The organism is Stenotrophomonas sp. CASM101 (assembly GCF_049384845.1).
GTDB lineage: Bacteria > Pseudomonadota > Gammaproteobacteria > Xanthomonadales > Xanthomonadaceae > Stenotrophomonas > Stenotrophomonas hibiscicola.
Genome location: NZ_JBMRFR010000013.1, coordinates 77,247 through 103,157, shown reverse-complemented (window position 1 = coordinate 103,157; position 25,911 = coordinate 77,247). Strand labels below are relative to the sequence as shown.

The following is a 25,911-nucleotide window of genomic DNA, read 5'->3' as shown; positions in this document are numbered from 1 at the left end:
GGCCAACGCTGCGCCGTGATGTCACGACCACGTTACACTCTGGTGACTTCCAAGCTAGCCGTGGTACTGCCGTGAATCCGATGCGCGTGTTGCTGCTGTCGTCCTGCCTGTTCGTCGGTGGCCTGGCCCATGCGGCCAATGACCTTCCCGGTGGCGGCATCGATCCGCAGGCACTGTCGCGCCACGTGCGCGTGCTGGCGTCGGATGAGTTCGAGGGCCGCGCACCGGCCACCGAGGGCGAAGAGCGCACGGTGCAGTACCTGATCGAGCAGTTCCGCAGCTATGGCCTGCAGCCGGGCGGCGTGGACGGCAGCTGGGTGCAGCCGGTACCGCTGGTGCGCGCGCAGCTGGAGGGCGCGGCCAAGGCCAGCCTGTCGCTGAAGCAGGGCAAGCGTGCGCTGGCCAATGGCGTGGACGTAACCCTGCAGAGCCTGCAGCCGCGCAAGCGCGTGCAGATCAAGAATGCACCGTTGGTGTTCGTCGGTTACGGCATTGATGCGCCGGAACGCCACTGGAACGACTACAAGGACGTGGACCTGCACGGCAAGATCGCCGTGGTGCTGATCAACGACGCCGATTTCGAAGCCGATGCGCCGGGCTCGTTCGACGGCAAGGCGGTGACCTACTACGGCCGCTGGACCTACAAGTTCGAGGAAGCCGCACGCCGTGGCGCCGAGGGCGTGCTGATCGTGCACGAGACCGCGCCGGCCGCCTATGGCTGGGCCACGGTGAAGAGCTCGGGCACCTCGCCGCTGTTCGACATCGAGCGCGGCCAGGCCGAAGCGATGGCGCAGCACACGCCGCTGCGCGGCTGGATGCAGCGCGAGCTGGCCGAGGCGATCTTCGCCGACGCCGGCCTCGACTTCGATGCGGAGAAGCGCAAGGCGATGCGTGCCGACTTCCGCCCGGTGGCGCTGGACAACGCCAAGCTGAGCGTGGACTTCGCGCTCAAGCGCGAACAGGTGGTCACCCGCAACGTGGTGGCCAAGCTGCCCGGTGGCGAGCATGCCGACGAGGCGGTGATCTTCTCCGCGCACTGGGATGCGTTCGGTATCGGCCAGCCCGACGCCAAGGGTGACCGCATCCGCCGTGGTGCGATCGACAATGCCACCGGCGTGGCCACGGTGCTGGAACTGGGCCGCGTGTTCGCCGCTGGCCCGCAGCCGCAGCGCACGCTGTACTTCGTGGCACTGACCGCCGAAGAGAAGGGCCTGCTGGGCGCCAGCTACTACGCCGCGCATCCGCTGGCGCCGCTGGACAAGACCGCTGCGGTGCTGAACATCGAGATGTTCAGCCCGGATGGCGCGACCCGCGACATCGCCTCGTGGGGCAAGGGCCGGGTGTCGCTGGAAGGCGACCTGGAACGCGTGGCCAAGGCCCGCGGCCGCAGCTACAGCCCGGATCCGAACCTGGAAGCCGGCTTCTTCTACCGCGCCGACCACTTCGCCTTTGCCCGCCTGGGCGTGCCAGCGATCACCATCGGCCCGGGCCTGGACAAGCTGGACGGTGGGGTTGAAGCCGGGCGCGCGCTGCGCGAGAAGTACTTCGCCGACTGCTACCACCAGGCCTGCGATGCCTGGACGCCGAGCTGGGACCCGAGCGGCCACGCTGCCGACACGCTGCTGGTCTACGACCTGGGCGCCGAGCTGGCCAACAGCCGCCGCTGGCCCACGTGGGAAAAGGAATCGGAGTTCCGCAGCGCGCGTGACAAGAGCGAAGCGGCCCGCCGCTGAGGATCGGAATCGGCGGGGTGTCATGTCATTCCGCGGCGGGTAGAGTCGACTGATAGTCGACTATCGCGCGCAGCGCGGGTTTTTCGGTGCCGACCGAGAGAGCAGTCGACTAACAGTCGACTCTACCGATTGCCGATTGCCGATCAGCGGCCGGCACTACCTGCGCCGGCGCAACAGCGCCCACGCGCCCCAGCCACCAGCCGCGAGCGCGGCCAGATAGCACGCCACCATCGTGCGCAGGCCGACCAGCGATCCGCCGTTGACGCCGCGATGCAGGCGCAGCTGCAGCGAGCTGTGGCCGCTGCCCAGGTCCACTGCCAGCTGCAGCGCCAGTGCGGCGCAGAACAGCAGCAGGGCGACCCCGAAACCGATGCGTGGCCATGCGGCCTGTGCGCTGGGGCGGCGCAGCAGCCAGGCCAGTGCCGTGGCTGCGGCCAGCGCCGCCGCGATCCACATCAGTGGAGGAGCGGGAGACGCAGCGGCCACCGGCAGTGCACCGGTGGCCGCGATCAGGGCAACGCGCTTACTTGCGGGTGCCGTCGAGCCAGTTGGGGCCCTTGTTGGTAAGGAAGAACACATAGACCACCAACGATACCGCGATCGTGGCAGTCACGTAGAGGGCGAACCAGTCGACGTGGCCGGTCTTCAGCGCGCCCTGGTACAGCAGCGGGGCGGTGCCGCCGAACAGCGAGTTGGCCAGCGCGTAACCCAGGCCTACGCCCAGCGCACGCACGTGGGTGGGGAACAGCTCGGCCTTCACCACCGCGTTGATGGACGTGTAGCCGGTGAGGATGACGAAGCCCAGTGCCAGGGTCAGGAAGGCCAGGGTGGCGTCATGCTGGTGCGGCAGCTGGGTGATCAGGTACCAGCTGTACAGCACACCGCCGGCGCCGAAGAACACCAGCAGGGTCTTGCGGCCGATGATGTCAGACAGCCAGCCGCCGACCGGCTGCAGCACCATCAGGAACGCCAGCACGCCCAGGTTGATCAGGGTGCCGGTCATCGGATCGTTGCCGGCGAAGGCGCTCTGGATCATCTTCGGGCCGTTCACCGAGTAGGTGTAGAAGGCCACGGTGCCACCGGCGGTGATCAGGAAGCACAGCAGCAGCGGCCGCCACTGGTGCACGAACAGTTCGTACATCGAACCGGATTTCTGTGCCTTGCCCTCGCGCGCGGCCTCGATGGACGACTCCGACAGCGACTCGTCCATGCCACGGCGCAGCCAGAACACCACCACCGCGGCGATGCCGCCGATGCCGAATGCGATGCGCCAGCCCCACTCGGAGATCTCCGGCTTGCCCCAGAAGGTCAGCATCAGCAGCAGGGTCAGCTGGGCCAGCACATGGCCGCCGACCAGGGTGACGTAGTGGAAGGAGGACAGGAAGCCGCGGCGGCCCGGGATGGCGGCCTCGGACATGTAGGTGGCGCTGGCGCCATATTCGCCGCCGGTGGCGAAGCCCTGCAGCAGGCGCGCGAACAGCAGGATCACGGCGGCCCAGATGCCGATGCTGGCGGCGGTGGGGGTGATGGCGATGAGGAACGAGCACAGTGCCATCAGCGTGACCGAGACCGTCAGCGCCAGGCGACGGCCATGGCGGTCGGCGAAGCGGCCGAAGAACCAGGCACCAATCGGGCGCATCAGGAAGGTCGCGGCGAAGATCGCCCACACGTACAGGGTGGAGTTCTTGTCGTCCGGCGAGAAGAACTGCGATTCGAAGTACACGGCGAACACCGAGTACACGTAGACGTCGTACCACTCCACCAGGTTGCCGGCGGAGCCTTTGAGGGTGTTGGAGATCGAACGCCGCAGGGCGGCACGGTCGTTCGCGGGTACGGCAGGATGGGACGTGGTGCTCATCTGGGTGGGAATCCTCGATGCGGCGCGTCCGTGCGCAGGGAAAACGGCGCCCGGCCTTGGGGCGGCGCGGCCGGACAGCCCTCTTGGTACTGCATGGGCCGTCAACACGGGGTAGCAGACCAGAGCAGGGTGCATGGATGGATGACAGCGTGCCACCGTATGGGGTCCCGGACCATACTCAAAACGTCCTAGAATCCGCCTTCCCCCGGCTCCCTGGTGTGTCATGTCGGCTCCCCCCTATTCGTCTGCGGCTGCCCCCCGGGGTGGCCTTGTTGCGCTGGCATTGCTGCTGGTCTACGTGGTCTGGGGCTCGACCTACCTGGGCATCGCCAAGGCCCTGCACGGCGGCGCGCTGCCGCTGACGATGGTGTCCGGCAGCCGGTTCATCATTGCCGGTGGCCTGATGTTCCTGGCCTTGCGCCTGTTCTGGAAGATGCCGAACCCGACCCTGCGGCAGTGGCGCAACCTGGGCATCATGGGCGTGACCATGCTGGTGCTGGGCAACGGCATGGTGGTGCTGGCCGAGCGCGAGGTGTCCTCGGGACTGGCAGCCACTGCGGTGGCCTCGGTGCCGCTGTGGATGGCGCTGTTCTCGGCGCTGCGCGGCCAGCACGCCAGCCGCGGTGAGTGGCTGGGCATCGCCATCGGCTTCCTCGGCGTGGTCTGGCTCAACGCAGGCAGCAGCCTGACCGCCTCGCCGACCGGGCTGGTGCTGCTGCTGATCGCGCCGGTCGGCTGGGCATTCGGCTCGGTGTGGGCACGCGGACTGGACCTGCCGGGCCCGTTCATGACCGCCGCCGGGCAGATGATCTGTGGCGGTGTGCTGCTGGTGCTGATCGGCCTGGCGGTCGGCGAGCGCCCGACCACGCTGCCCGATACCGGTGGCCTGCTGGCGATGGCCTACCTGTGCGTGTTCGGCTCCATCGTCGCGTTCACCGCCTACGTGTGGCTGCTGCAGAACGTGCGCCCGGCGCTGGCTGGCAGCTATGCATACGTCAATCCGGTCATTGCGGTGCTGCTGGGCGCGCTGCTCAACGGTGAGCGCTTCGGCTGGCGCGACCTGCTGGCGATGGCGGTGATTCTCCTGGGTGTGGTGGTACTGACAATGGCAAGGACGCGCAAGAAATGAGCATGGACGAGAAAGAACAGCGCCGTGGCCTGCTGGTCACGGCTTCCACCTTCGTCATCTGGGGTCTGGTGCCGGTGTACTGGCACCTGCTCAATGAGGTGCCATCGTTCCAGATCATCGCCCACCGCATCATCTGGAGCACCGTGCTGGTGCTGGGCTGGCTGCTGCTCAGCGCACGCCTGGGCTGGTGGCGGAAGATCGCTGCGCAGCCGCGCGCGCTGCCGATTCTGCTGGTCTCGAGCCTGACCATCGCCTTCAACTGGGGCCTGTACATCTGGGCGGTCAACGCCGGCCATGTGATCGAGACCAGCCTGGGCTATTTCATCAACCCGCTGGTGAACGTGCTGCTGGGCGTGCTGGTGCTGAAGGAGCGGCTGCGCCGCCTGCAATGGGTGGCGGTGGCGATGGCGGCAGTGGGCGTGGCCTGGCTGACCATCGATGCCGGCACACCACCATGGATCGCGCTGGGCCTGGCCTGTTCGTTCGGCCTGTACGGCCTGCTGCGCAAGCTGGTTTCGGTCGATCCGGTGGCGGGCCTTGGCGTGGAGAGCATGTACCTGTTCCTGCCGGCGCTGGGCTTCGCGATCTGGGCCGAAAATGGTCATGGTGGCGCGTTCTTCCACGGCTGGGGCTGGCGCAACGACCTGCTGCTGATCTTCGGCGGTGTGGTGACGGCGGTACCGTTGATTGGCTTTGCCTACGGCGTGAAGCGCATTCCGTTGTCACTGGTCGGCATCCTGCAGTACATCGCGCCGAGCCTGCAGCTGCTGCTGGGCGTGTTCTTCTTCCACGAAGCCTTCGACGCCGGCAAGGCGATTGGCTTTGCCGCGATCTGGGCCGGCCTGATCCTGTTCGTCGGCGACAACATCCGCACGATGCGCGCCAAGCGGTAGCACCGGGCCGGATCGACTGGCACGCATGAAAAAAAGAGCGGCGCCCCGGGGGGCGCCGCCCTGCTTCCATCCACCGCCAGGAGAGAGATGGCGGTGGCGGGAACGCGGGTGCAGGCTCAGAAGCGCTGCTGGTACTTCATGTACATGAAACGACCGATGTCGAAGCCGCCGTAGTAGACGAAGCTGCTGTTGGGCTGGCTGTACATGATCGGACCCTGGTGGTCGAACACGTTGTTCAGGCCCAGCGAGACAGTGCCGTCCCACGGCAGGGCGTAACGCACCTGCAGGTCGTGGAAGGTGTTCGAACCCACCTTGTTGGTCGGCGAGGCATCGGTGTAGGCCGAGCTGAAGCCCGGCATGTTGCACTCGTCCATGTAGGAGCACTTCTCCTTCATGCTGGAGTAGTAGCGTGCAGTCCAGCCGATGCCCAGGTTGCCGTACTGCCAGTCCAGGTTGAGGGTAGAGCGCACACGGAAGTTGCCACCCCAGCTGGTCAGCTGTTCCACCGGCGTGGTCGCGGCGTTGTCGTTGCGCTGCTCCAGATAGTCGGTATAGGTGGTGTTCCAGGTAACGACGAACTTGCCGAACGCGGTTTCTGGCAGGCGGTAGCGCGCGCTGATGTCATAGCCGGCGGTTTCGCGGTAGCCGGCGTTGACCAGCGAACGGTCCAGCGTGTTGACCTGGCCGTTGCTGCCACGGGTGAAGCGGCCGCAGGCGGCGTCCGAGCCCTGCACGTAGCACTGTTCCAGGATGTTGGTGGCCGACTCGCCAACGATGGCGTTGTCGATGCGGATCTTCCACCAGTCCAGGCTGACGTCCAGGCCCTGCACGAAGTCGGGGCTGTAGACCAGGCCCACGGTCCAGGTCTTGGCGGTTTCCGGCTTCAGGTTCGGGTTGGAACCGGAGTTGAAATCGGTGGTGGCCTGCTGGCCCGGCTTGCTGGCCACGCTGCCGTCGCTGTTGAGCTGGCGGAAGTTGGCCGGCACCTTCAGGGCCTTGCAGCGTGCGGCAACGGCGGCGCTGGTGGCGGCAGTGCCGAACGAGGTATCGCACGGGTCGGTGAACGAGTCACGGCTGCTGACAGTGCCGCCGTACAGGTCGTCCACGGTCGGCGCACGGAAGCCGGTGCCGTAGGTGGCGCGCACCAGCAGGCTGTCGATCGGCTTCCACTTCACGCCGAACTTGCTGTTGGTGGTGGAACCGAAATTGTTGTAGTCCGAGTAGCGACCGGCAACGTCCAGCGAAAGCTCGCGGGCGAAGGCCATGTCGGCCAGCAGCGGCACCTGCATTTCCAGGTAGACCTCGTTGAGCGAGTAGTCACCCTGGGTCGGCTTGCCGGTGGTGCCGGCGATCTGGCCGTCCTGCACCATCAGGTCCGGGGTGTAGCGCGCTTCTTCACTGCGGTGCTCGAAGCCCATCGCGGCCATGACGTCGCCGGCCGGCAGCGAGAACAGCGAGCCGGAGATGTTGGCGCTGGCCACCTTGGTGGTGGTCTGGCTCTTGTCCACGTAGCGGGCGAACAGGTAGTCCTGCACGTCCTGGTTGCTCAGCGAGCCCGGGCCGGTGTAGCCCATCGGCGCGGCCGGGTTCCACGGCACGCAGCCGGCGATCACCGCATCGCGGGTACCGCAGTAGGCCACGCCGTTCTCGATGAAGGACGGGCCGACGGCCAGGTTGACGTTCGGCTGGTACATGCTGCCGGTACCAACGCGCTCGCCTTCATTGCGGTTGTAGGTGTAGCTGACGTTCCAGTCCCAGTAGCGCGAGCCGGTTTCGAAGCTGCCTTCCAGGCCCAGGCTGCCGCGCTTGGTTTCCAGGGTGTTCTCGGTGCCACGCAGCATTTCTTCGGTGCGGTGCGAGAACAGCACGTCCTGCTGCCACAGGTTGAACGCGCTGTCCTTGGACAGGGCGGCGCGGCTGCCGTTGCGCGCCTGTGTGGCGGTGACCGAGTACGGGTAGCCGGCCAGGTGCTTGGTCGATTCGCGCTTGCTGTACATGGCATCGGCAACGATGCGCAGGTCATCGGTGATCGAGAAGCCGCCGTTGGCGAACACCGAGGTGCGCTCCAGGCCGGTCAGCAGGCTCATGTTGGTCTTGGTGTTGGCACCATCGGCCGGGTTCGGCGCGTGGAAGTTGCCGGCGCTGGTCGGGTCGCCGCCCGGACCGACGGTCAGCGGCTTGCCGCCGACGGTGACGCTGCCCCACGGCGTGGTGCCGTTGAGGCCATCGTTCGGATGGCGCGGACCGTTGACGTAGCGGCTGAACTCGCGCGCGCCGCCCATCACTTCGTCTTCCTTGGTGCGCTCGGCGCCAACGCTGAACCAACCGCGGTCGAAGGTCTTGCCGAAAGTGGCACTGTAGGAGCGCTTCTGGCCGTCGCCTTCACCGTACTGGCCGACGTAGACGCTGGCTTCGCCACCATCGAAGTTCTTGCGGGTGATGATGTTGACCACACCGGCGATGGCGTCCGAGCCGTACAGGGCCGAAGCACCGTCAGTCAGCACTTCCACGCGCTCGACGATGGCCGACGGGATCGAGGCCAGGTCGGAATAACCGCCGGCGCTGACGCCCATGCGGCGGCCGTCGATCAGCACCAGGCTGCGTTCCGGGCCCAGGTTGCGCAGGCTGACATACATTCCGCCGAAATCGCGCGATGAGGTCAGCGACGACGCGCGGCTCATGCTTGGCGAGCCGGCAGCGGTGACATCCTGCAGGATGTCGGCGACGTTGACGTAGCCCTTCTTCTCGATCTCGGCGCGGTTGAGTGCGACCACCGGCTGGGCAGTTTCGACACTGGCCTGGCGGATGCGCGAGCCGGTGATTTCGATGCGGTCGAGGTTGGTGGTGTTGTCGCCCGCATCCTGTGCGAAGGCGGGGGTAGTGCAGCTGGCGGCCAGCGCGATGACGATCGCGTTGCGCAGCGGGGTGGTCTTCAGGGACATCCGTGAAATCTCGTGTTTCAGAAAAAACATGCGCCCGTTCTGTGGGCGCGTGGGGTGCTGCAAACCAACGTGGGGGGGCCGGATTCTAGAGTGTTTTCATTCGCAACTGTTTGTCGCGATGCTGCGGAATGTGCGTGAACATGAATCGCAACCAACAATCCACAGATGCGCTGTGCACGGCGTCACGCGCGCTGCGTTTGCGATGGGCAGAGGCATCGATAGCGGCACGAAGCTGGCACGCTTGAGTGGTTGCGACAACGCGTCGCAGTACGCGCTTGTATGCAGGCGCGCAGTCGTTGTGATGCATCTGCCCGCATGAAATGCTCTTCGCCTCGTCATCGAAGGCAGGAGATGAAGGAATGATCCAGCTTGAAGAAGCACGCCGTCGCGTGGAGGCTGCACTTGCCAGCGACGATGAGCCGGTTGCCATCACGCATGAGCACGAAGTGGTCGAAGGCTGGCTGTTCTGCTTCCAGTCGCTGCGCTACCTGCAATCCGGCGAAATCTCGGATGCATTGGCCGGCAATGGGCCGATCTTCGTCGACCGGCACACAGGCGAGCAGCACGCGCTGGGCACGGCGTATCCGCCCGAGGAAGTCCTTCGCCAGCATCTGGCCGCGCGCGGCCCCGCCGTTTGATGCTGCGGCGGCGGATGTCTGAGTTCGGCAACCTGAAAGGGACGGAGCCTTCGCTCCGTCCCTGCAGGATGCGCGAAATGCCGCTGCGTGATGCTCAGGTTTCGCGCAGCGCCGTGGTGATCGGCAAACGTGCCGCGCGCAGCGCCGGGAACAGGCCGCCGACCAGGCCGATGCCCAGCGCCCATTTCAGTCCGGTCCACAGCAGTTCCGGCGATACATGGAACTTGAACACCACCGCGCTGAAGTTGCTGCCGATGGTGGACACGCTGTAGCCGTTGAACACCAGCCACGCCACCGCACAGCCGAGCAGGCCACCCAGCAGCGCCAGCAGCATGGTTTCCAGCATCACCGCCGTCACCACCGGCAGGCCGCGGAAACCGATCGCGCGCATGGTGGCGATCTCGCGCGCACGGGTGGCCACTGCCGCATACATGGTGTTGAGTGCGCCGAACACGGCACCCACCGCCATGATCGTGCCGATCACCTTGCCGAGGATGTCGATCAGCTTGGTCAGCCCACCGCCCTGCTTGCTGTAGTAGACACGGGTGGTTTCCACGTCAAGCTTCAGGCGTGGGTCGGCGGCGACTGCTGCCTTGAACTGCTCGAAGCCGGCCTTGCCCTCGGTACGCACGCTGATCGACTGCCAGGCGCTGCGCTGGTAGGTGGTGGCCAGTGTATCGGCGTCGGTCCACAGCTCCGAATCGTGCGCATCGCCGGTGGCGAACACACCCACCACGGTCCAGGTCTGATTCCCCAGGGTCAGCGTCCTGCCCACGTCCATGTCGCGGAACTGGCCCTTGGCACCCTGGCCGACCACGATCTCGCGCAGGCCGGTTGCGAACCTGCGGCCTTCGATGATCTTGACCTTGTCATGCACGGCCCAGGCCTGCGGACCGACGCCGCGGAACTGCGCGTTGACGTCGGTGCCGTCGGACTTGGACACCAGGTTGACCACCTGCGACAGTTCCGGTGACAGCAACGGCCGGCCCTGCGCATCGCGGCTAATGCCGGGCAGGGTGGACAGCATCGGTACCTGCTCGCGGGTGATCACCGAGTTGGTCTCGGCCTGCGAGCCACCGCGCAGCACGATGGCTGTGGTGTCATCGCCGGTGTTGTTGAGCGTGGCCTGGAAGCCTTCGCCCATCGCCAGCATCGCCACCAGCACGCCGACCACGCCGGCAATGCCGACCACGATCACCGACGATGCGCCCCAGCGTTGCGGCAGGCTGGCCACGCCGATGCGGGTGGCGGCCAACGCCAGCCGTCCGCCGCGGGTCAGCAGCAGCCACAGCGCCACCAGCACGGCCACGGCCAGCACGCCGATCCACGGCAGGCTGATCCACAGCACCAGGCCGATCACAAGCAGCAGCACGGTTATGCCGTTGCCCAGCCACTTCTTGAGTTTGCTCTTGAACATGTCTGTGTTCTCCTCAGCGACCGGCCAGTGCGTCGACGATCTTCAGGCGCTTGGCACGCAGCGCCGGCAACAGGCCGACGATGATGCCGATCACCACGATCAGGCCCAGCCCCATCAGCCAGGTTGGCGTCGGCACGTGCGGCGGCAGCATGCCCATGCTCTTCGGGCCGATCGCCGGCAGGATCAGGGCGGCCAGGCCCATGCCGATCAGGCCGCCCAGGCCGATCAGCAGCACCGACTCCACCATCACCAGGGTCAGCACGGTGCCGTCCTTGAAGCCCAGCGTTTTCAGCGTGGCCAGCTCCGGCACGCGCTCACGCACCGCCTGCGCCATGGTGTTGCCGGTCAACAGCAGCAGGGTGAAGAACACCGCACCCATGATCGAGGTGACGATCATGCCGATATCCGCGAACTGCTTGACGAAGGCCTGCTGGAACGCCGATTCGGTCTGGGTCTTGGTCTCGTGGTCGGAGTTGGCCGAGATCGCGTCGATCGCCTGCGCCACCCGCGAAGAGTGGTCCGGGTTGTCCAGCGTCACCGTGTACCAGCTCACCTGGTTCTTGATGTAGTCGTTGGATTCATCGAAGTACTTCCAGTTCATCATCAGCTGGCGTTCTTCGTTGGCGGCCAGCGCACGGTCCTTGGAACGGTAGATGCCCTTGAGCACCAGCGGCCAGTCGTTGCTGCCGCCACGCGGGAAGATCGTGGCCTGCAGCGGGATGGTGTCGCCGATCTTCCAGCCGAACTGCTTGGCCAGGGTTTCGCCGACGATGGCGCCGGTACGGGTCTGCTTCCAGTCTTCCAGCTGTGCCGGGTCGATCTGAAGCTCGCGGTAGACATCGAAGTAGTTGGGGGACACCGAGAAGTTCGGGAAGAAGTTCTTCGGGTCCTGGTAGATGCCGCCGAACCACATGCCATAGGCCACGTCGCGCACGCCGGCCACCTGGCGGACCTGGGTTTCCAGGCGGATCGGCAGCGACTGGGTGATCGACAGCCGCGATGCGACCACCAGGCGGTTGGCGCCTTCCACGCTGCCGCCGGAGGTGAATGCCACGCGCACCGAATCGAGCATGCCGAACAGCAGGAACGCGGCCACCACGGAGAGCAGGGTCAGCAACGTGCGGGTACGGCTGCGGAACAGCTGCGCCCACACCAACGAGAAGTATTTCATCGCCGTGGCCTCCGTCAGTGGGCCAGCGGCGCGTCGGCCAGCTCGCCCTTGTCCAGGTGCACCGTGTGCGTGGCGTACTCGGCGGCCTTCGGGTCATGGGTGACCATGATGATGGTCTTGCCGTGTTCGCGGTTGAGCTGCTGCAGCAGGCCGAGGATCTCCTCGGCCGACTGGCGGTCGAGGTCGCCGGTGGGTTCGTCGCAGATCAGGAAGGTCGGGTCGGAGACGATCGCCCGCGCGATCGCCACGCGCTGCTGCTGGCCGCCGGACAGTTCATTGGGGCGATGGCTGCGGCGGTCAGCCAGGCCGACCAGGGTCAGCGCGATCTCGGCATTGCGGCGGCGCTGCGCGGCATTGAGATGGGTCAGCAGCAGCGGCAGCTCCACGTTCTTCTGCGCGGTCAGCATCGGCATCAGGTTGTAGAACTGGAACACGAAGCCGACGTGGTGGCTGCGCCAGGTCGACAGCTGGCCGCCGCTCATCTGGTCGATGCGCTCGCCTTCGATGCTGATCTCGCCGCCGCTGGGGTTGTCCAGGCCGCCGATCAGGTTGAGCAGGGTGGTCTTGCCCGAGCCGGACGGACCCATCAGCGCGACGAAGTCGCCGCTGGCGATGTCCAGGTCGATGCCGTGCAGCACCTGCACTTTCTCGGGGCCACGCTGGTAGGTCTTGGTGATGTTGCGCAGTGAAACCAGGGTCGACATGGGTGGTTCTCCACGGAAGGCGGGAAACGGGGAAGCGCCACGGCAGGGGGCCGCAGGCGTGCGTCGAGCGGTGCTGCCGGCGGCGCCCGTGGGCGCCAGGCCGCTACTGCGCTTGTTTCTGTTGCACCTTGGCGCCATCGCGCAGGGTGTCCGGCGGGTTCAGCACCACCGATTCACCTGCGCTCACGCCCTTGAGGATCTGGCGGTCCTTGCCCATCGCCTGGCCAGCCTCGACCGTGCGCTGCTGCACGCGGTTCTCGTCACCCAGTACGAAGGCCACCGAGGCGCCCTCGCGCTGGACCACGGCGCCAGCCGGTACGCGCACGCCCTGCGGTTTGGTTGTGGCCTGCGGCTGTGCCTGTTCCAGGAAGCTGACCCGCACGCCCATTTCCGGCACGATGCGCGGGTCCTTCACCTTCAGCGCCACGCGCACCTTCACCGTGGCCTTGCCGCGGTCGGCGGTGGGGATGATGGCGATCACCTCGCCGGGAATCTTCCATTCGGGGTAGGCGTTGAGCGTGGCTTCCACCGGCATCTTCGGTTGCACGCGGCCGATGAAGGCCTCGCCGACCTCGACTTCTATCTCCAGCGAGTCCATGTCGACGATGGTGCCGATGCCGGTACGGGTGAACCCACCGCCCGCCGACAGCGGCGAGACGATTTCGCCGGGCTGCGCGGCCTTGGCAGTGACCACGCCGGAGAACGGCGCGCGCACGATGTTGTTGTCCACGCCCAGATCGGCGATGGCCAACTGGTCGTTGGCCACCTTGACGTTGCGCTGTGCGGTGTCCAGCTGTGCACGCAGGCTGTCACGCTGGGCCACCGCCTGGTCGTACTGCGAGCGCGACACCAGCTGCTGGCCGACCAGTGCCTGCAGGCGGCTGGCTTCAGCGGCCGCCTGCTTCTGCTGCGCTTCCAGCCCGGCCACCTGGCTGCGTGCGGCCTGCAGTTGCGAGGCGTACAGGCTGCGCTGCGCGTCGGCATCGATCGGGTCCAGCGTGGCCATCACCTGGCCAGCCTCGACCCGCATGCCTTCCTCGATCATCACCTCGCGCACCTTGCCGGTGATCTTGGCCGAGACCGTGGCCATGCGCCGGGCGACCACGTAGCCACTGGCGTCGAGCACCGAACTGCTGGCGCTGCCCTGCTGGATGGCCACGGCGGGGGCGGTTTCCACGTCCACTGCCGGCGTACGCCCGAACAGGGCGAAGCCGACAGCGGCCAGCAACAACACGACCACGATGATCGCGATCCACAGCCAGCGGCGGCCACCGCCACTGCCGCCGGAGGCGGGCGGCGGCGACTTGCGGTCGATACGGAGTTCCTTCAACAGCTCGGCAGAAGCGTTCATTCGTTCCATCACAGGCGTTCGGGCGGGTGTGGCCGGAAGCGCGGACGGCGGCGGTTCCGGCGGTGGAGCGTGCGGCACAGCATGAAGGCAGGCACAGCGATGACGGCAGTGACAGCTGTCACCCGATGACACTGACGGCGGCAACTGCGAAATGTGACCGCGGCGGCACAGGATGGCAACGTCCCCGCTGCCGGTACCGCTCATGGATCCGACCACCCCATCGCTGGCCCGCTGCAGCGGTACCGCCAAGCGTACCGTGATCTGCGGCGGGTTGCGCCGGTGCCATCTTGCCGGCGGTGGCGCCTGCGCGCAGCCAGCCGAACTGGCATGATCGGCGGCGATCATCCCCGCCTGGAACCGCCTGTGCCGTCCACCTGGCTTGCCTCCCTGCTGCGCCCCGCGCCGGACTCGGCGGTGGCCGAGACGCTGCGCCGGGGAAAATCACCCTGGAGCGAGGCGATCCACCTGCTGTGGTCGGTGTGGATCTTCCTGACGCCCTTGCTCGGCCATGGCTTCACCCTGCGCTGGCTGCTGCTTACAGTGGCCAGCTATCCGGTGTTCCTGCTGCTGTACGCCAAGGTGATGGTGGCGCCACGCCATCACGCGCCGCGCTATGCCCTGGGCCTGATCGGGATGTCGCTGGTGCTGCTGCCGTGGTACCCGTCCGGGTTGACCTACTTCGTGTTCGGCTGCGTGCTGCTGCGGGTGAGCGGACGCGGTGGCTGGTGGCAGTACCTGCTGCAGCTCACTGGCCTGAACCTCCTGTTCTGCGGCCTCGCACTGCTGTTCCAGTACCCGTGGCAGAGCCTGGTCTGGATCCCCGCCGTGTCCTATATCGTCGGGTTGGTCGTGAACGTGGAGGCACTCAACCAGCAGAAGGATGCGGCACTGCAGCTGTCGCAGGACGAGGTGCGGCGGCTCGCAGCCACCGCCGAGCGCGAACGCATCGGCCGCGACCTGCACGACCTGCTCGGCCACACCCTGTCGTTGATCACGTTGAAGCTGGAACTGGCCCGCAAGCTGCACGATCGTGGCGACGCGCGGGCGCGGCAGGAAATCGGCGAAGCCGAGGACATTGCCCGCGAAGCGCTGGCGCAGGTGCGCAGCGCGGTCACCGGTATCCGCGCCAGTGACCTGGCCGGTGAGCTGGCGTCGGCGCGGCTGCTGCTGGAGTGCCAGCAGGTCCACCTTCAATACGCACCACCACCGGCGATGCCGGTGGATGTCGAACGCGGTCTGGCGCTGGTGCTGCGCGAGGCCGCGACCAACATCGTGCGCCATGCACAGGCGACACAGGCACGGGTGGAATTCATGCTGGAAGGACGCATGCTGGCGATGCAGATCCGCGATGATGGTCGTGGCGGCGTGCAGGCCGAGGGCAACGGGTTGTGCGGCATGCGCGAACGCGTGGCCGCCCTGGGGGGCAACCTTCAGGTTCAGTCCGCAAAGGGCGAGGGCACGCTGCTGACCGTGCGCGTGCCACTGGCTGCCGCGACCACACCGTTGCCGCCAGGCACGCCGTCGTCGCTGGTGCAGGACGGTGCCGCATGATCCGCATCCTGCTGGCCGAGGACCAGGCGATGGTGCGCGGTGCACTGTCGGCGTTGCTGGGCCTGGAGCCGGATATCGAGGTGCTGGGCAGCGCCGCCGACGGCGAAACCGCGTGGCGCATGCTGCAGCAGCTGCAGCCTGACATCCTGGTCACCGACATCGAGATGCCGGGCCTGTCCGGGCTCGAGCTTGCCCAGCGCATCGCGCGTCACGAGCTGCCGATCAAGGTGGTGATCGTGACCACCTTCGCCCGCGCCGGTTTCCTGCGCCGCGCGCTGGAGGCGGGCGTGCTGGGCTACCTGCTGAAGGACGCACCGGCCGAGAACCTGGCCGATGCACTGCGCAAGGTGAAACAGGGCATCCGTGCGATCGACCCGCAGCTGGCGCTGGATGCGTGGTCGCAGGCCGATCCGCTGACCGACCGCGAGCGCCGTGTGCTGCGTCTGGCAGGGGAGGGCCGAACCGCCAGCGAGATTGCCGAGCAGCTGGGGTTGTCGCACGGTACGGTGCGCAATTACCTGTCCGAGTGCATCGGCAAGCTGGGCGTGGCCAACCGGATCGAGGCGTATCGGCTGGCGCGGCAGAAGGGGTGGTTGTAGGGGCGTGCGCCGCCGCACTGGTAGCGCCGGGCGCTGCCCGGCGGATCATTTCCGCGACCGCGGAGGGGTGTCACTTTCTTTGCGCGCAAAGAAAGTAACCAAAGAAACGCTCCGCCGGCCGCGAGCCGGCGTGCTTCGCACGCCGGTGCCCTGCGCTCCTCGGTCCGTCGAGGGACGGCGCGGGAACTCGCTGCGCTCAAACACCCGCACCTCTTCGCCCTCGCCGGACCTGCGGTGCTCGGCTCGCTCAAGGCGGACTGGAAGGTCAAGATCAACAGCATCCACGCATGGCGTGGATCTACTGGGTGCAGCTGTCGCTCTTGATGTTGGGTCCGCCTTGAGCGAGCCGAGCATCGCAGGGGAATCAGGGGCGAAGAGGCGCCGGTGTTTGAGCGTAGCGAGTTCGGCGCCGTCCCCTGATTCACCGAGAAGCACAGGGCACCGGTGCGCAGCACCGGCTCGCGCTCTGGCGGCGCGTTTCTTTTGGTTACTTTTCTTTTCGCGCGAAAAGAAAAGTGACACCCCCCGCGGTCGCGGAAACGATCCGCCGGGAATTCCCGGCGAACCCGATCAATCCTTCCCGCGCGCCATCGCCTGGAACACCCCATCGCGCCGCACCCACAGGTGGAACAGCGCCGCACCCACGTGCATCAGCACCGTGGCGAACAACACATACGCCAACAGACTGTGCGCATTACGCAACGCGGCATACAGCGCCGGGGTATGCGGCACGATCGGCGGCAGGTGCAGGCCGCCCCACAGCACGATCGGGTAACCGCCTGCCGACAGCATCGCCCAGCCGATCAACGGCATCGCCAGCATCAGCGCATACAACATCCAGTGCGAGGCCTTGGCCGCCAGCACCTGCCAGGCGGGCAGGTCGGAAGGCAGCGGCGGCGGGCGATGGCGCAGGCGGTTGTACAGGCGCAGGAGTACCAGCAGCAGGATCGCCACGCCCAGCGGGCGGTGCAGGTCGATCAGCATTGGCCGCAGGTGCAGTGAGGCGACCATGGTCACGCCGATGAACAGCATGGCGATGATCATCAGTGCCATGGACCAGTGCAGCACCCGCGCCAGCAGGTTGAAGTGGCCGTTGCCGATGCTCATCGTGCGGCCTCCTTCGGTTGTTCGACGTTGCCGGTGGCGCGCTCGCGTTCGCGGCGGTTGAAGGACTGCGAATACACCGCCGAGCGGGCGGCCAGGATCGGATCGTCACTGCCGCGCACGCCGCTGGGCAGGATCAGCGGATCGAAGTTGATCTGACCGCAGGCACCCTGTTCCTGCGACTGCATGCGGTCCACGCTGAGTACGCCCGCCACTACCTGGTCACGCGACTCGGGCCATGGCACCGACGGATCATCGATGGCATCGCCGGGCTCGGCGGTGGTCACGACCAGGTTCCAGCGCACCGGGCCGTTGGCCAGGCGCTGCTGCAGTTCCTGGCTGAGGAAATCGACGCTGGCCTGCTTGCGCGTTTCCGCATCCATCTCCACCACCGGCGCCTGCGGCTGCCAGCGCCAGCGCACCGCGCGCTTCTGGCCCTGCGCATTGGTGAACCAGAAGCTGTTGACGCTGTTGAAGGTGGTGTCGGCCCAGCTGCTGGTCCACGGCGCCGTCTTGGCCCACTGCTGGAAGGCCTGCGCACTGGGGTACTTCGCCAGAACCGCAGCCATCTTCTGCGGGTCGGGCTTGCCGGTGGCCGGGTCGGGAATGGAAGCGCGGGTCTGCTCGTAGAACGCCTCGGCGCTGGGCACCGCGAAGAACGGGAAGCTGTTCATCGCCATGCGCCATTCCTGCCCATCATCGCTGACCATCTGCACCGCGAGGCTGCGCACGCGTGCAGTGTTGTCGGCGCCGTACGGGTCGCCGCCGCCGATCGACAGGCGGCCCATCACCGGCACGCGGCGCTGCGAGAACACCCGTGCACTGGACAGGGTGCGGGCCTGCGCACTGGGTTCGAACCAGCCGCTCACGCAGATGCCCTTGCTGTGCGCGCGGCGGAAGCCCGGGTGGGCCGGGCCGGTGGCCTCGATGGTATCGGTGAAGCGCTGCGCGGTGAGGCGGTTTCCAATCCAGCCGGCCAGCCAGGCGAAGGCCAGCGCGACGGCACCCAGAATGAGCGCGATCAGTGCGATCCAGAGCAGCGGCGAATGCCTGCGCGGTGCGCCCGCCGTCTGGCCGGCACGGGTGTAGCGGAAGAGCGACATGGTCGGAGTCCTGCCTTCACGGAGCGTGTGGGTGGTCGACCCACACATCCTCGCAGAACCCTTCCAGGCCCGGTATTCAAATTTTCGTCAAGTTTGCCGGGGACGGCGTGCCGACCAAGGTCGGCACCCACCCGATCAGCTGTAGCGCGCCTTCAGCATCGCCCACGCCGAGCGCAACGCCAGCGCTTCGCCACCGGCCGGACGGCCCGGGCGTTCGCCGTCGTTCCAGGCGTACACGTCCAGATGCGCCCAGCGTTGGCCGTCTTCCAGGAAGCGCTCCAGGTACAGCGCGGCGGTCACCGAGCCGGCCATGCGCGAACCGGCGTTGGCCAGGTCGGCAATGCCGCTGCTCAGGTAGCGCAGGTAAGGGCGCCACAGCGGCATGCGCCAGACCGGGTCGCGGGTCGCGTCACCGGCCTGCAGCCACTGCTGGGCCACCGTGTCATCGTTGCTGAAGAGCGCTGGCAGATCCGGGCCCAGTGCGATGCGCGCGGCACCGGTGAGGGTGGCGAAGTCCAGCACCAGGTCCGGCTTCTGCTCACCGGCGAAGGTCAATGCGTCGCACAGGATCACGCGGCCTTCGGCGTCGGTGTTGTCGATCTCCACGCTCAGGCCCTTGCGGGTGGCGATCACTTCACCCGGGCGGAACGCCTCCGGACCGATCGCGTTTTCCACCGCCGGCACCAGCAGGGTCAAACGTACCGGCAGCCCGCGTGCCATCACCAGGCCGGCCAGGGCCAGCGCATGCGCGGCGCCGCCCATGTCCTTCTTCATGTTGCGCATGCCGTCGGCCGGCTTGATGTCCAGGCCGCCGGTGTCGAAGCAGACGCCCTTGCCGACCAGCACCAGCGACGGATCGGTGTCCTTGCCCCAGCGCAGCACCACCAGACGCGGCGCGCGGTGCGATGCGCGGCCCACGGCGTGGATGGCCGGGAAGTTGTGCTTCAGCAGTTCGTCACCGGTGATCGCCTCGACCTGCGCGCCGTGCGCAGCGGCCAGGGCGCGGGCAGCGTCTTCCAGCTGCTGCGGGCCCATATCTTCGGTGGGAGTGTTGACCCAGTCGCGCACGCGCAGGCTGGCGGTGATCAGGTCGGCCACCTCGCCGGTCGGCGCGGCTACCAGTTGCGCCGGTGCGCGGTGGCGCTTGCGGTAGCGGTCGAAGCGGTAGCTGCCCAAGCCCCAGCCCAGCTGCAGCAGCGCCTGTTCGGCGGCCGGCAGTTCGTTGGCCAGCTGCCACACGCTGCCTTCCGGCAGGGCGTGCGGGGCATGCGAATAGCTGTAGGCATCGGCGCGATCACCCACACCGATCACCGCTCCGGACAGGCCATCGGCGCCGGGCAGCAACGCCGTGGTGAAGGCACCGGCGGTGAAGCCCTGCGATGCCAGCCAGGCCTGGGTGGCGGCCGGTTGGCCGTCCTTCCAGGCGGCGAACTGCTCGCGGTCCAGCACGTACAGCGGCAGCGCTGCGGCGGTGTCGGCAGTGAAACCAGTGATCTCGCTCATGCGTCAGGTACTCCGGAGTGCGGCGGCGTCGAGGTTGGCATCCAACCAGTCGGCCAGGCCGGTGAGGGTGTCGAACTGCAGGTCCGGCTGCAGCTGCGGATGGGTCCAGGTGGCTGCCTCGCGGTTGATCCAGCACCCGCGCAGGCCGGCGGCAATCGCCCCGGCCACGTCCATGTCGGCATGATCGCCGACATGCAGTACCTGTGCCGGCGCGACACCCAGTCGGGTGCAGGCAGCGTGGAAGATGCTGGCTTCGGGCTTGGCCGCGCCGTGCTCGCGCGCACCCAGCTGGAAGGCGAAATGATGGGCCAGGCCGACCCGTTCCAGGTCGGCATTGCCATTGCTCAGCGCCGCCACCGGAACCCGCGCGGCAATCCGTGCCAGTGCATCGATCGCATCGGGATAGCACTCCACCTGGTTGCGTGCGGCGTAGAACACTTCATACGCAGGCTCCAGCAGATCGAGGCTGGCACCGCTGGTGTGCAGTGCTTCGTGCAGGGTCAGCCGGCGCAGCGCACTCAGGTCGTGGTGGAGGTGCGGATGGGCGTGGTACAGCCGCTCGCGCAGTTCGCGCATCGCCTCCACCGGATACATCGCGGCGGTAGCGGGGCTGTGTTCGCACATCCAGGTGTGCAGGACCTGTTCGATGCGGGCGCCGATCGGAGCGAACGGCCACAGCGTGTCGTCAAGGTCGAGGGTGATGGCTTGGACGGGGAAATTCACCCCGCCATTCTACCCCTGCCCGCGCGGGCTTTCATTCCAGCAGGCGTGCCCAGCCCTGCATGCCGTCCAGGCGTGCCAGCACCAGCTTGATGCACACCAGCAGCGGCACCGCCAGCAGCAGCCCGATCATGCCCCAGGCCCAGCCGAACACCATCAGCGCCAGGATCAGCACCAGCGGCGACAGCTTCATCCGACGGCCCAGCACGATCGGGGTCACCATCTGCCCTTCCAGTGTGTGCAGGCCCAGGTAGGCGGCTGCGGGCAGCAGGGCCTGCAGCGGGTCGCGGAACTCGACGAAGCCCATCAACAGCATCAGCGCCACGCCGATCAGCGGACCCACATACGGCGCAAAATTCAGCAGCGCGGCCACCGTGCCCCACAGCAGCGCTTCCTGCAGGCCGATACCGAGCAGCATCAGCACGCCGGCGAACACCAGCCCGACCAAGGTGTTGATCACGCTGATGGTCAGCACGTAACGCGAGACCTCGCGTTCGATCGAACGCAGGATGTCCGTAGTGAAGCGCTGCTGCTGGCGGTTGGGGAACAGGGCGATCGCCGCGCGCTGCAGGCTCTGCCCGTAGATCATGAAGAACAGCGTCAGCAGCACCACGGCCAACACCGAGGCAGCCAGCCGCGGTGCACGGGTCAGCATGCGGTAGGGGTCGTCGAGCTGGGTGCGGATCACCTGCACCTTGTGGTTGCTGTCACCGCCGGCCACACGGGCGAAGTTTTCCGCCGCCTGGTTGGCCTGCTGCACCGGCTTGGTCAGGTTCTGCACCTGGCGGGCGACCTTGCGCAGCTGCTGCGGTGCTTCCTGCGCCCATTCCATCGCCGGTCCGATCAGCTGCACGGCCAGCGAACCGGTCACGCCCAGGCCCGCACCGAGGATCAACAGCGCGCCCAGCGCGCGCGGGATCCACAGCTTCTGCAGCAGGCGCAGGATGGGATTGCCGACCAGCGCGAAGAACATCGCAAGCAGCACCGGCAGGATGATGTCCTGCGCCGCCCATAGCGTATAGCCCACGGCCAGGGTCGCCAGCACCACCAGCGACATCGGTCCGCGTGGGCGCGACGGGGGCGGCAGCGGTGCCTCGGATGCGTCGTGGCCGGCCGGTGACGGGGACAGGGAGGACTCGCTCATCGACGCATCAGCCGGAAAGGGGAGCGCATTATCCGCCGGCCGCGACCGGCGCGGCGGATTCCAGGGATCAACGTTCGGACAGCTCGGTGGCCGCCTCGGCCGGGCGCGGTCCGCGCAGGTCCGGTTCCGGCTCCGGCTCCGGCACAGCTCGCGCTGCCGCTGCGGGCCGTGCTTCAGCGGCGGAGGCCGCTGCGTGTGCCTGTTCGCTGGCATCGCCGGCTTCTTCGGCCGCATCGTCGGCGGTGGCCGCCGCCTGCGCCGCCATCGCCGTGGCGAACGCCGCCTGCGCACTGGCGAACAGGTTCGAGACCGAACCCACCATCTGCAGCCAGCGCGCACCGTTGACCTTGCCCGGCATTTCCAGCTTGCCGGCAATGAAGCCACCGGCCAGGCCCACTACCACGATGCGTAGTGGCGACCAGCCCTGGCGCCAGACCTGGCCGAGCGTGGACCAGTGGTCCTGGGTCTCGACCAGACGCACGGTTACCACCTGTTCGCAGCGCTTCACCCGACGCTGCAGCGCACCGAACTTCATGGCTTGCCCTCTGGCAGCTCCACATCGGCATCGGGGTCGTCTTCGCTGGGCTCGTCGAACAGGCCCAGGCGGGACAGCTGGCGCCGGGTGGCGTGCATGCCGGTGTGGTGGAAGAAGTAGGACACCCGCCAGATCGCATAACCGGTGACGGCCAGGCTCAGCAGCGAGGTGATCAGCAGTGCCTGCAGCCAGCTCAGGCCCCAGCTTTGCAGCAGCGCGATAAGGGTGGCGGCCATCAGCAGCCAGGCCGACGCACCAAATACGATCGCTACGCCGGCCCAAGCCAGCGCGCGGCCGAAGGCACTGCGTGCCAGCGCGAAGTCGGCCGAGGCCAACCGGCGCAGCGAACGCAGCGAGTGCTTGGCCGAGTCGGCAGCGGCACGACCGGCCGCGCCGACCTGGCGGATGCTCTCATCCAGCGGCGGGGTAGCCGCCGGATCAGGGGCTTGCGCGTTGTCTTCGCTCACGCCGCGGCTTACTTGTCGCTGCTGCCGCGGGCCAGCTTGGCGATGATCCAGCCGGCCGCGAAGGCAACACCGAACGAGGCCAGCGGACGCTCACGGATCAATTCGGCGGCGCTGTCGATCAGGTCCTTGCCCTTGTCCATCAGCGCATCGACCTGCTCCTTGGCGGCGGCACCACCAAACTCGGCAGCGGCCAGGCCGGACAGTGCGCTGTCGGACAGTTCAGCCTTGACGTTGGCCTTGCCGATGCGCAGTTCGTCGGTCGCGGCACCGGTGGCGCCCTTGATCGCACCGCCGGCGGCGCTGGCGGCCTGCTTCAGGTGGGAACCGGCTTCACCCAGGTGTTCCTTCAGGTTCTCGGTATTGGTGGGGCTCATCGAATCACTCCTGTTGCGATGGGGGAACGGCGTCGGCGGTGCCGACCTGGACTGACAGCAATAGCATTGCCGGGGTATAGGGGGTGTTACGGCAGGGCGATCAGCGCATCACGAGCTGGCCCTGCTGCTGGCCGTTGTTGCGCAGCACGCGCACCACCAGGGTCGGCGGGCGTTGCTGGAAGTTGGCGCGCCAACTGGCCAGGTCGGCGAATTCGCCCACGGTGGCGTCGGTGATGATGTCGCCCTGCTGCAGGCCGTTGCTGGCAGCGCGGCTGCCGCGCTTGACCTCGCTGACCAGCACGCCGCCGACACCGGATTGGCGCAGTGACTCGGGCAGGTCGACGAAGGTCGCACCGGTCAGGCGCGGGTCCAGGCTCTCACCGGTGACCGCGCGCGCCTGTTCCTTCAGTGTCGCCTTGATCTGCAGTGGCTTGCCTTCGCGGCGTACGTCCAGCGTCATCGCGCTGCCGACGGCCGCCAGGCCTTCCACGTTGTGCAGGGCCTCGGCGCTGTCCACGCGCTGGCCGTTGGCCGACACCACCACGTCGCCCGGCTTCAGCCCGGCTGCGGCGGCGGCCGAGCCGGCCAGCACGCGGGTGATCAGCGCACCGCGGGTTTCGCCCAGGCCCAGGCCCTGCGCGATCTGCGCGGTCAGGTTCTGGCTTTCCACGCCCAGCGTGCCGCGCACCACCACGCCGTGCTTGACCAGCTGGTCGACCACGCTGCGCGCCAGGTTGGAAGGAATCGCCAGGCCCAGGCCGATGTTGCCGGCCATGCTGCCCTGCGGGTTGAAGCTGGCGGTATTGATGCCGACCAGCTGGCCCTGCAGGTCGACCAGCGCGCCACCGGAGTTGCCCGGATTGATCGACGCATCGGTCTGGATGAAGTTCTGGTAGCCCAGCCCGCGGATGCCGCTGCGGCCCACCGCCGAAACGATGCCCGAGGTAACGGTCTGGCTGAAGCCGAACGGGTTGCCGATGGCCACCACGAAGTCGCCTACGCGCAGCTGGTCGCTGTTGCCGAGCTTGATGTCGGTCAGGTTCTGCGCCGGGATGCGGATCAGCGCGATGTCGGTGTCACGGTCCGAGCCGAGGAACTCGGCCTTGACCGTGCGCCCGTCCGCCAGTGTCACCTGTACGTCATCGGCGTTGTCGATGACATGGTGGTTGGTCAGCACCAGCCCCTCCTTGGCGTCGATGATCACGCCCGAGCCCAGCGATTCGTTGATGCGTTCCTGTGGGATGTCCGGGAACAGGCGGCGGAAGAACGGGTCGTTGAAGAAGGGGTTGCGCACGCGCACCACCTGCTTGGTGTTGACACTGACCACCGCCGGCATTGCCTTTTCCAGCATCGGTGCCAGCGACGGTACCGCCTGACCGGCCACCGAAGCCGGCAAGGCCGCCGTGGTCGGCAACACCGCCGGCAGCGGCGCGGCGTCGGCACGGTTGTCCATGTGGGCATTGATGCCGGTGGCAACGAAGCCACCGAAGGCGGCGGCGATTGCGAGCGTGAGCAGGGTAGGAAGCGGTCGCATGGGAGTCGGTTCGCTGGCGTGGGTGGGGGCGGTACGGCGCTACGGTAGAACAAGCTGAATGAGTGTGTCGCGATATGGATAAATGCGCCATGAAAACGCCATGCCCGGAACCCGGTCCAGCATCGCTACCGTGGGCCGCAGGCGGCAACGCCGGAGGTTCCTCGCACTGTGCCGACGTCTGCCCAAGCGCGTGGGTATGCAGGCCGATGCTTGCGCAGTTCTGCGCATCCCGATGCCGCGATGCGCCATATCGCATGCCTTTCGCTACGTCCGGGCGGGGGGGGCGCACGCAGCCCCTGCCGCTGCCCGCATCGTGCGGCGCAGCACTGAAAAAAAGGGGTTTCCCGTCAACACATCGTACTCGCGAGGGTACCCGACTACACCATTGCCGTCGCATCAGATGCGATTGCTCGTGCGTGCCCCGTTCCACGATCGTCAATGTCGGTATAGCATCGCCCCGTTTTGATACTTAAGGCCCCCAGGAGGGCAACATGAGCAACGGTAATGGTGTGTCGGTCGTGACCGACGCCGTCGAGAACGTCAAAGAAACCGCCACCAACGTTGGCGAGACCATCGCCCACGCTGCCGAAGACGCAGTGCAGTCGGTCAAGAAGACCGTCAAGCGCGCCACCAAGGCTGCCGGTACCCGCGTTGCCAAGGCCAAGAAGGCCGTGGCCAAGGTCGAGAAGACCGTTGCCAAGAAGGCCGAGAAGGCTGCCAAGTCGGTCGGCAAGACTGTTGCCAACGCCAAGAAGAAGCTGGAAGCCGCCAAGAAGAACGCCAAGGCCGAAGCCGCTGCGCTGAAGAATGAAGTGGCCAAGAAGAAGGCGGCTGCAGGCAAGGCTGTGACCAAGAAGGCCGCCGCTGCCAAGAAGACCACCAAGGCCGCCACCAAGGCTGCCGGCAAGAAGGTCGCCACCGCGAAGAAGGCCGCCACCAAGAAGGCTGCCGTCGCCAAGAAGGCCGTCGGCAAGAAGACCGCTGTTGCCAAGAAGGCAGTTGGCAAGAAGGTCGCTACCGCCAAGAAGGCCGTGGCCAAGAAGACCGTCGCCGCCAAGAAGGTTGCTGGCAAGAAGGCCGTGGCTGCGAAGAAGGTCGTCGGCAAGAAGGTTGCCGCCACCAGGAAGGTCGCCACCAGGAAGACCACGGCCGCCAAGAAGGCTGTCGGCAAGAAGGCTGCCGTCGCCAAGAAGGCCGTCGGCAAGAAGACCGCCGCTGCCAAGAAGGTTGTCGGCAAGAAGACCGCCGTTGCCAAGAAGGCAGTGGGCAAGAAGGTTGCCGCCACCCGCAAGACGGTTGCCAAGAAGGCTGCGCCGCTGAAGAAGGTCGCCGCCAAGAAGGCTCCGGCCAAGAAGGCCGTGCGCAAGGTCGCCAAGCGCAAGTAATCGCGCCGTGACCGAAGGCCCTGCCACCCCGGGTGGTGGGGCCTTTCGCGTTTCAG

24 protein-coding genes are annotated in these 25,911 nt (G+C 67.1%); 8 read left to right on the top strand and 16 right to left on the bottom strand.

What is annotated here, in order from left to right; genetic code table 11:
- Positions 1-80 precede the first annotated feature (80 nt).
- Complete coding sequence (locus VG543_RS16465; protein WP_423178824.1) at positions 81-1,733, top strand: M28 family metallopeptidase; 1,653 nt, start codon at positions 81-83, stop codon at positions 1,731-1,733.
- A gap of 156 nt (positions 1,734-1,889) precedes the next feature.
- Here the strand turns inward: VG543_RS16465 and VG543_RS16460 are convergent, their stop codons facing one another.
- Together VG543_RS16460 and VG543_RS16455 are read right to left on the bottom strand one after the other, a co-directional pair.
- Positions 1,890-2,189, bottom strand: coding sequence for a hypothetical protein (locus tag VG543_RS16460; protein ID WP_423178825.1), 300 nt, complete (start codon positions 2,187-2,189; stop codon positions 1,890-1,892).
- Between the two features lie 67 nt (positions 2,190-2,256).
- Positions 2,257-3,591 (bottom strand): MFS transporter, encoded by a 1,335-nt coding sequence (locus tag VG543_RS16455; protein WP_171953278.1) that lies wholly within the window; start codon positions 3,589-3,591, stop codon positions 2,257-2,259.
- Positions 3,592-3,814: 223 nt separating this feature from the next.
- Between VG543_RS16455 and yedA the strand changes: the two genes are divergently transcribed.
- Both yedA and rarD read left to right on the top strand, forming a co-directional pair.
- Positions 3,815-4,720, top strand: a complete 906-nt coding sequence (gene yedA, locus VG543_RS16450) for a drug/metabolite exporter YedA (RefSeq protein ID WP_423178783.1) — start codon at positions 3,815-3,817, stop codon at positions 4,718-4,720.
- On the top strand, positions 4,717-5,613 hold the full coding sequence (rarD, locus tag VG543_RS16445; RefSeq protein ID WP_019661822.1) for an EamA family transporter RarD: 897 nt from the start codon (positions 4,717-4,719) through the stop codon (positions 5,611-5,613). The genes yedA and rarD overlap by 4 nt, the downstream gene beginning before the upstream one ends.
- A gap of 116 nt (positions 5,614-5,729) precedes the next feature.
- On the opposite strand, the gene VG543_RS16440 is transcribed toward rarD, so the two are convergent.
- Positions 5,730-8,555 (bottom strand): TonB-dependent receptor plug domain-containing protein, encoded by a 2,826-nt coding sequence (locus VG543_RS16440; RefSeq protein WP_423178785.1) that lies wholly within the window; start codon positions 8,553-8,555, stop codon positions 5,730-5,732.
- A gap of 359 nt (positions 8,556-8,914) precedes the next feature.
- On the opposite strand from VG543_RS16440, the gene VG543_RS16435 reads away from it, so the two are divergent.
- Entirely contained in the window at positions 8,915-9,193 is a 279-nt protein-coding gene (locus VG543_RS16435; RefSeq protein ID WP_019661820.1) for a YrhB domain-containing protein, read from the top strand.
- 94 nt (positions 9,194-9,287) lie between these two features.
- Here VG543_RS16435 and VG543_RS16430 read toward each other — a convergent pair whose 3' ends face one another.
- From VG543_RS16430 to VG543_RS16415, 4 genes are all read right to left on the bottom strand, one after another.
- Positions 9,288-10,610, bottom strand: a complete 1,323-nt coding sequence (locus VG543_RS16430) for an ABC transporter permease (RefSeq protein WP_423178786.1) — start codon at positions 10,608-10,610, stop codon at positions 9,288-9,290.
- A 13-nt stretch (positions 10,611-10,623) separates the two neighbouring features.
- Positions 10,624-11,781 (bottom strand): ABC transporter permease, encoded by a 1,158-nt coding sequence (locus VG543_RS16425; protein WP_019661818.1) that lies wholly within the window; start codon positions 11,779-11,781, stop codon positions 10,624-10,626.
- A gap of 14 nt (positions 11,782-11,795) precedes the next feature.
- Positions 11,796-12,485 carry an ABC transporter ATP-binding protein gene (locus VG543_RS16420; protein WP_004137569.1) on the bottom strand — a complete coding sequence of 230 codons (690 nt, stop codon included), beginning with the start codon at positions 12,483-12,485 and terminating at the stop codon, positions 11,796-11,798.
- Between the two features lie 103 nt (positions 12,486-12,588).
- Positions 12,589-13,836, bottom strand: a complete 1,248-nt coding sequence (locus VG543_RS16415) for an efflux RND transporter periplasmic adaptor subunit (RefSeq protein ID WP_423178787.1) — start codon at positions 13,834-13,836, stop codon at positions 12,589-12,591.
- A 202-nt stretch (positions 13,837-14,038) separates the two neighbouring features.
- Between VG543_RS16415 and VG543_RS16410 the strand changes: the two genes are divergently transcribed.
- The 3 genes from VG543_RS16410 to VG543_RS16400 are packed head-to-tail and all read left to right on the top strand — an operon-like array spanning position 14,039 to position 15,986.
- Positions 14,039-14,167 (top strand): hypothetical protein, encoded by a 129-nt coding sequence (locus VG543_RS16410; RefSeq protein ID WP_021203848.1) that lies wholly within the window; start codon positions 14,039-14,041, stop codon positions 14,165-14,167.
- On the top strand, positions 14,164-15,387 hold the full coding sequence (locus VG543_RS16405) for a sensor histidine kinase (protein ID WP_021203849.1): 1,224 nt from the start codon (positions 14,164-14,166) through the stop codon (positions 15,385-15,387). The genes VG543_RS16410 and VG543_RS16405 overlap by 4 nt, the downstream gene beginning before the upstream one ends.
- Positions 15,384-15,986 (top strand): response regulator transcription factor, encoded by a 603-nt coding sequence (locus VG543_RS16400; protein WP_014645643.1) that lies wholly within the window; start codon positions 15,384-15,386, stop codon positions 15,984-15,986. The genes VG543_RS16405 and VG543_RS16400 overlap by 4 nt, the downstream gene beginning before the upstream one ends.
- 570 nt (positions 15,987-16,556) lie before the next feature.
- On the opposite strand, the gene VG543_RS16395 is transcribed toward VG543_RS16400, so the two are convergent.
- From VG543_RS16395 to VG543_RS16355, 9 genes are all read right to left on the bottom strand, one after another.
- Positions 16,557-17,093 carry a cytochrome b gene (locus VG543_RS16395; protein WP_227845054.1) on the bottom strand — a complete coding sequence of 179 codons (537 nt, stop codon included), beginning with the start codon at positions 17,091-17,093 and terminating at the stop codon, positions 16,557-16,559.
- A complete protein-coding gene (locus tag VG543_RS16390) occupies positions 17,090-18,193 on the bottom strand; it encodes a catalase family peroxidase (RefSeq protein ID WP_021204733.1) in 1,104 nt (367 codons plus the stop codon). The genes VG543_RS16395 and VG543_RS16390 overlap by 4 nt, the downstream gene beginning before the upstream one ends.
- A gap of 135 nt (positions 18,194-18,328) precedes the next feature.
- Positions 18,329-19,696 carry a leucyl aminopeptidase family protein gene (locus tag VG543_RS16385; RefSeq protein ID WP_021204734.1) on the bottom strand — a complete coding sequence of 456 codons (1,368 nt, stop codon included), beginning with the start codon at positions 19,694-19,696 and terminating at the stop codon, positions 18,329-18,331.
- A 3-nt stretch (positions 19,697-19,699) separates the two neighbouring features.
- A complete protein-coding gene (locus VG543_RS16380) occupies positions 19,700-20,419 on the bottom strand; it encodes an HAD family hydrolase (RefSeq protein WP_111101779.1) in 720 nt (239 codons plus the stop codon).
- A 31-nt stretch (positions 20,420-20,450) separates the two neighbouring features.
- On the bottom strand, positions 20,451-21,560 hold the full coding sequence (locus tag VG543_RS16375) for an AI-2E family transporter (protein WP_019661808.1): 1,110 nt from the start codon (positions 21,558-21,560) through the stop codon (positions 20,451-20,453).
- A gap of 67 nt (positions 21,561-21,627) precedes the next feature.
- Positions 21,628-22,095, bottom strand: a complete 468-nt coding sequence (locus VG543_RS16370) for a protein sip-5 (protein WP_312543237.1) — start codon at positions 22,093-22,095, stop codon at positions 21,628-21,630.
- Positions 22,092-22,562 (bottom strand): phage holin family protein, encoded by a 471-nt coding sequence (locus VG543_RS16365; RefSeq protein WP_019661806.1) that lies wholly within the window; start codon positions 22,560-22,562, stop codon positions 22,092-22,094. Before VG543_RS16365 ends, VG543_RS16370 begins: the two co-directional genes overlap by 4 nt.
- An 8-nt stretch (positions 22,563-22,570) precedes the next feature.
- Positions 22,571-22,936, bottom strand: coding sequence for a hypothetical protein (locus VG543_RS16360; protein WP_010486932.1), 366 nt, complete (start codon positions 22,934-22,936; stop codon positions 22,571-22,573).
- Positions 22,937-23,036: 100 nt separating this feature from the next.
- Positions 23,037-24,470, bottom strand: coding sequence for a Do family serine endopeptidase (locus tag VG543_RS16355; protein WP_019661805.1), 1,434 nt, complete (start codon positions 24,468-24,470; stop codon positions 23,037-23,039).
- Between the two features lie 491 nt (positions 24,471-24,961).
- Between VG543_RS16355 and VG543_RS16350 the strand changes: the two genes are divergently transcribed.
- Positions 24,962-25,855, top strand: a complete 894-nt coding sequence (locus VG543_RS16350; protein WP_155028826.1) for a histone — start codon at positions 24,962-24,964, stop codon at positions 25,853-25,855.
- The last annotated feature ends 56 nt before the right edge of the window (positions 25,856-25,911 follow it).

Bases quoted from the DNA above. Each gene is read 5' to 3' on its own strand.
- VG543_RS16425 (WP_019661818.1), bottom strand. From the start codon at position 11,781: ATGAAATACTTCTCGTTGGTGTGGGCGCAGCTGTTCCGCAGCCGTACC.
- VG543_RS16350 (WP_155028826.1), top strand. From the start codon at position 24,962: ATGAGCAACGGTAATGGTGTGTCGGTCGTGACCGACGCCGTCGAGAAC.
- VG543_RS16420 (WP_004137569.1), bottom strand. From the start codon at position 12,485: ATGTCGACCCTGGTTTCACTGCGCAACATCACCAAGACCTACCAGCGT.
- VG543_RS16435 (WP_019661820.1), top strand. From the start codon at position 8,915: ATGATCCAGCTTGAAGAAGCACGCCGTCGCGTGGAGGCTGCACTTGCC.
- VG543_RS16370 (WP_312543237.1), bottom strand. From the start codon at position 22,095: ATGAAGTTCGGTGCGCTGCAGCGTCGGGTGAAGCGCTGCGAACAGGTG.
- VG543_RS16390 (WP_021204733.1), bottom strand. From the start codon at position 18,193: ATGTCGCTCTTCCGCTACACCCGTGCCGGCCAGACGGCGGGCGCACCG.
- VG543_RS16460 (WP_423178825.1), bottom strand. From the start codon at position 2,189: ATGTGGATCGCGGCGGCGCTGGCCGCAGCCACGGCACTGGCCTGGCTG.
- VG543_RS16395 (WP_227845054.1), bottom strand. From the start codon at position 17,093: ATGAGCATCGGCAACGGCCACTTCAACCTGCTGGCGCGGGTGCTGCAC.
- VG543_RS16400 (WP_014645643.1), top strand. From the start codon at position 15,384: ATGATCCGCATCCTGCTGGCCGAGGACCAGGCGATGGTGCGCGGTGCA.
- VG543_RS16430 (WP_423178786.1), bottom strand. From the start codon at position 10,610: ATGTTCAAGAGCAAACTCAAGAAGTGGCTGGGCAACGGCATAACCGTG.
- rarD (WP_019661822.1), top strand. From the start codon at position 4,717: ATGAGCATGGACGAGAAAGAACAGCGCCGTGGCCTGCTGGTCACGGCT.
- VG543_RS16385 (WP_021204734.1), bottom strand. From the start codon at position 19,696: ATGAGCGAGATCACTGGTTTCACTGCCGACACCGCCGCAGCGCTGCCG.
- VG543_RS16410 (WP_021203848.1), top strand. From the start codon at position 14,039: ATGGATCCGACCACCCCATCGCTGGCCCGCTGCAGCGGTACCGCCAAG.
- VG543_RS16455 (WP_171953278.1), bottom strand. From the start codon at position 3,591: ATGAGCACCACGTCCCATCCTGCCGTACCCGCGAACGACCGTGCCGCC.
- yedA (WP_423178783.1), top strand. From the start codon at position 3,815: ATGTCGGCTCCCCCCTATTCGTCTGCGGCTGCCCCCCGGGGTGGCCTT.
- VG543_RS16360 (WP_010486932.1), bottom strand. From the start codon at position 22,936: ATGAGCCCCACCAATACCGAGAACCTGAAGGAACACCTGGGTGAAGCC.
- VG543_RS16405 (WP_021203849.1), top strand. From the start codon at position 14,164: ATGATCGGCGGCGATCATCCCCGCCTGGAACCGCCTGTGCCGTCCACC.
- VG543_RS16375 (WP_019661808.1), bottom strand. From the start codon at position 21,560: ATGAGCGAGTCCTCCCTGTCCCCGTCACCGGCCGGCCACGACGCATCC.
- VG543_RS16415 (WP_423178787.1), bottom strand. From the start codon at position 13,836: ATGAACGCTTCTGCCGAGCTGTTGAAGGAACTCCGTATCGACCGCAAG.
- VG543_RS16355 (WP_019661805.1), bottom strand. From the start codon at position 24,470: ATGCGACCGCTTCCTACCCTGCTCACGCTCGCAATCGCCGCCGCCTTC.
- VG543_RS16440 (WP_423178785.1), bottom strand. From the start codon at position 8,555: ATGTCCCTGAAGACCACCCCGCTGCGCAACGCGATCGTCATCGCGCTG.
- VG543_RS16465 (WP_423178824.1), top strand. From the start codon at position 81: ATGCGCGTGTTGCTGCTGTCGTCCTGCCTGTTCGTCGGTGGCCTGGCC.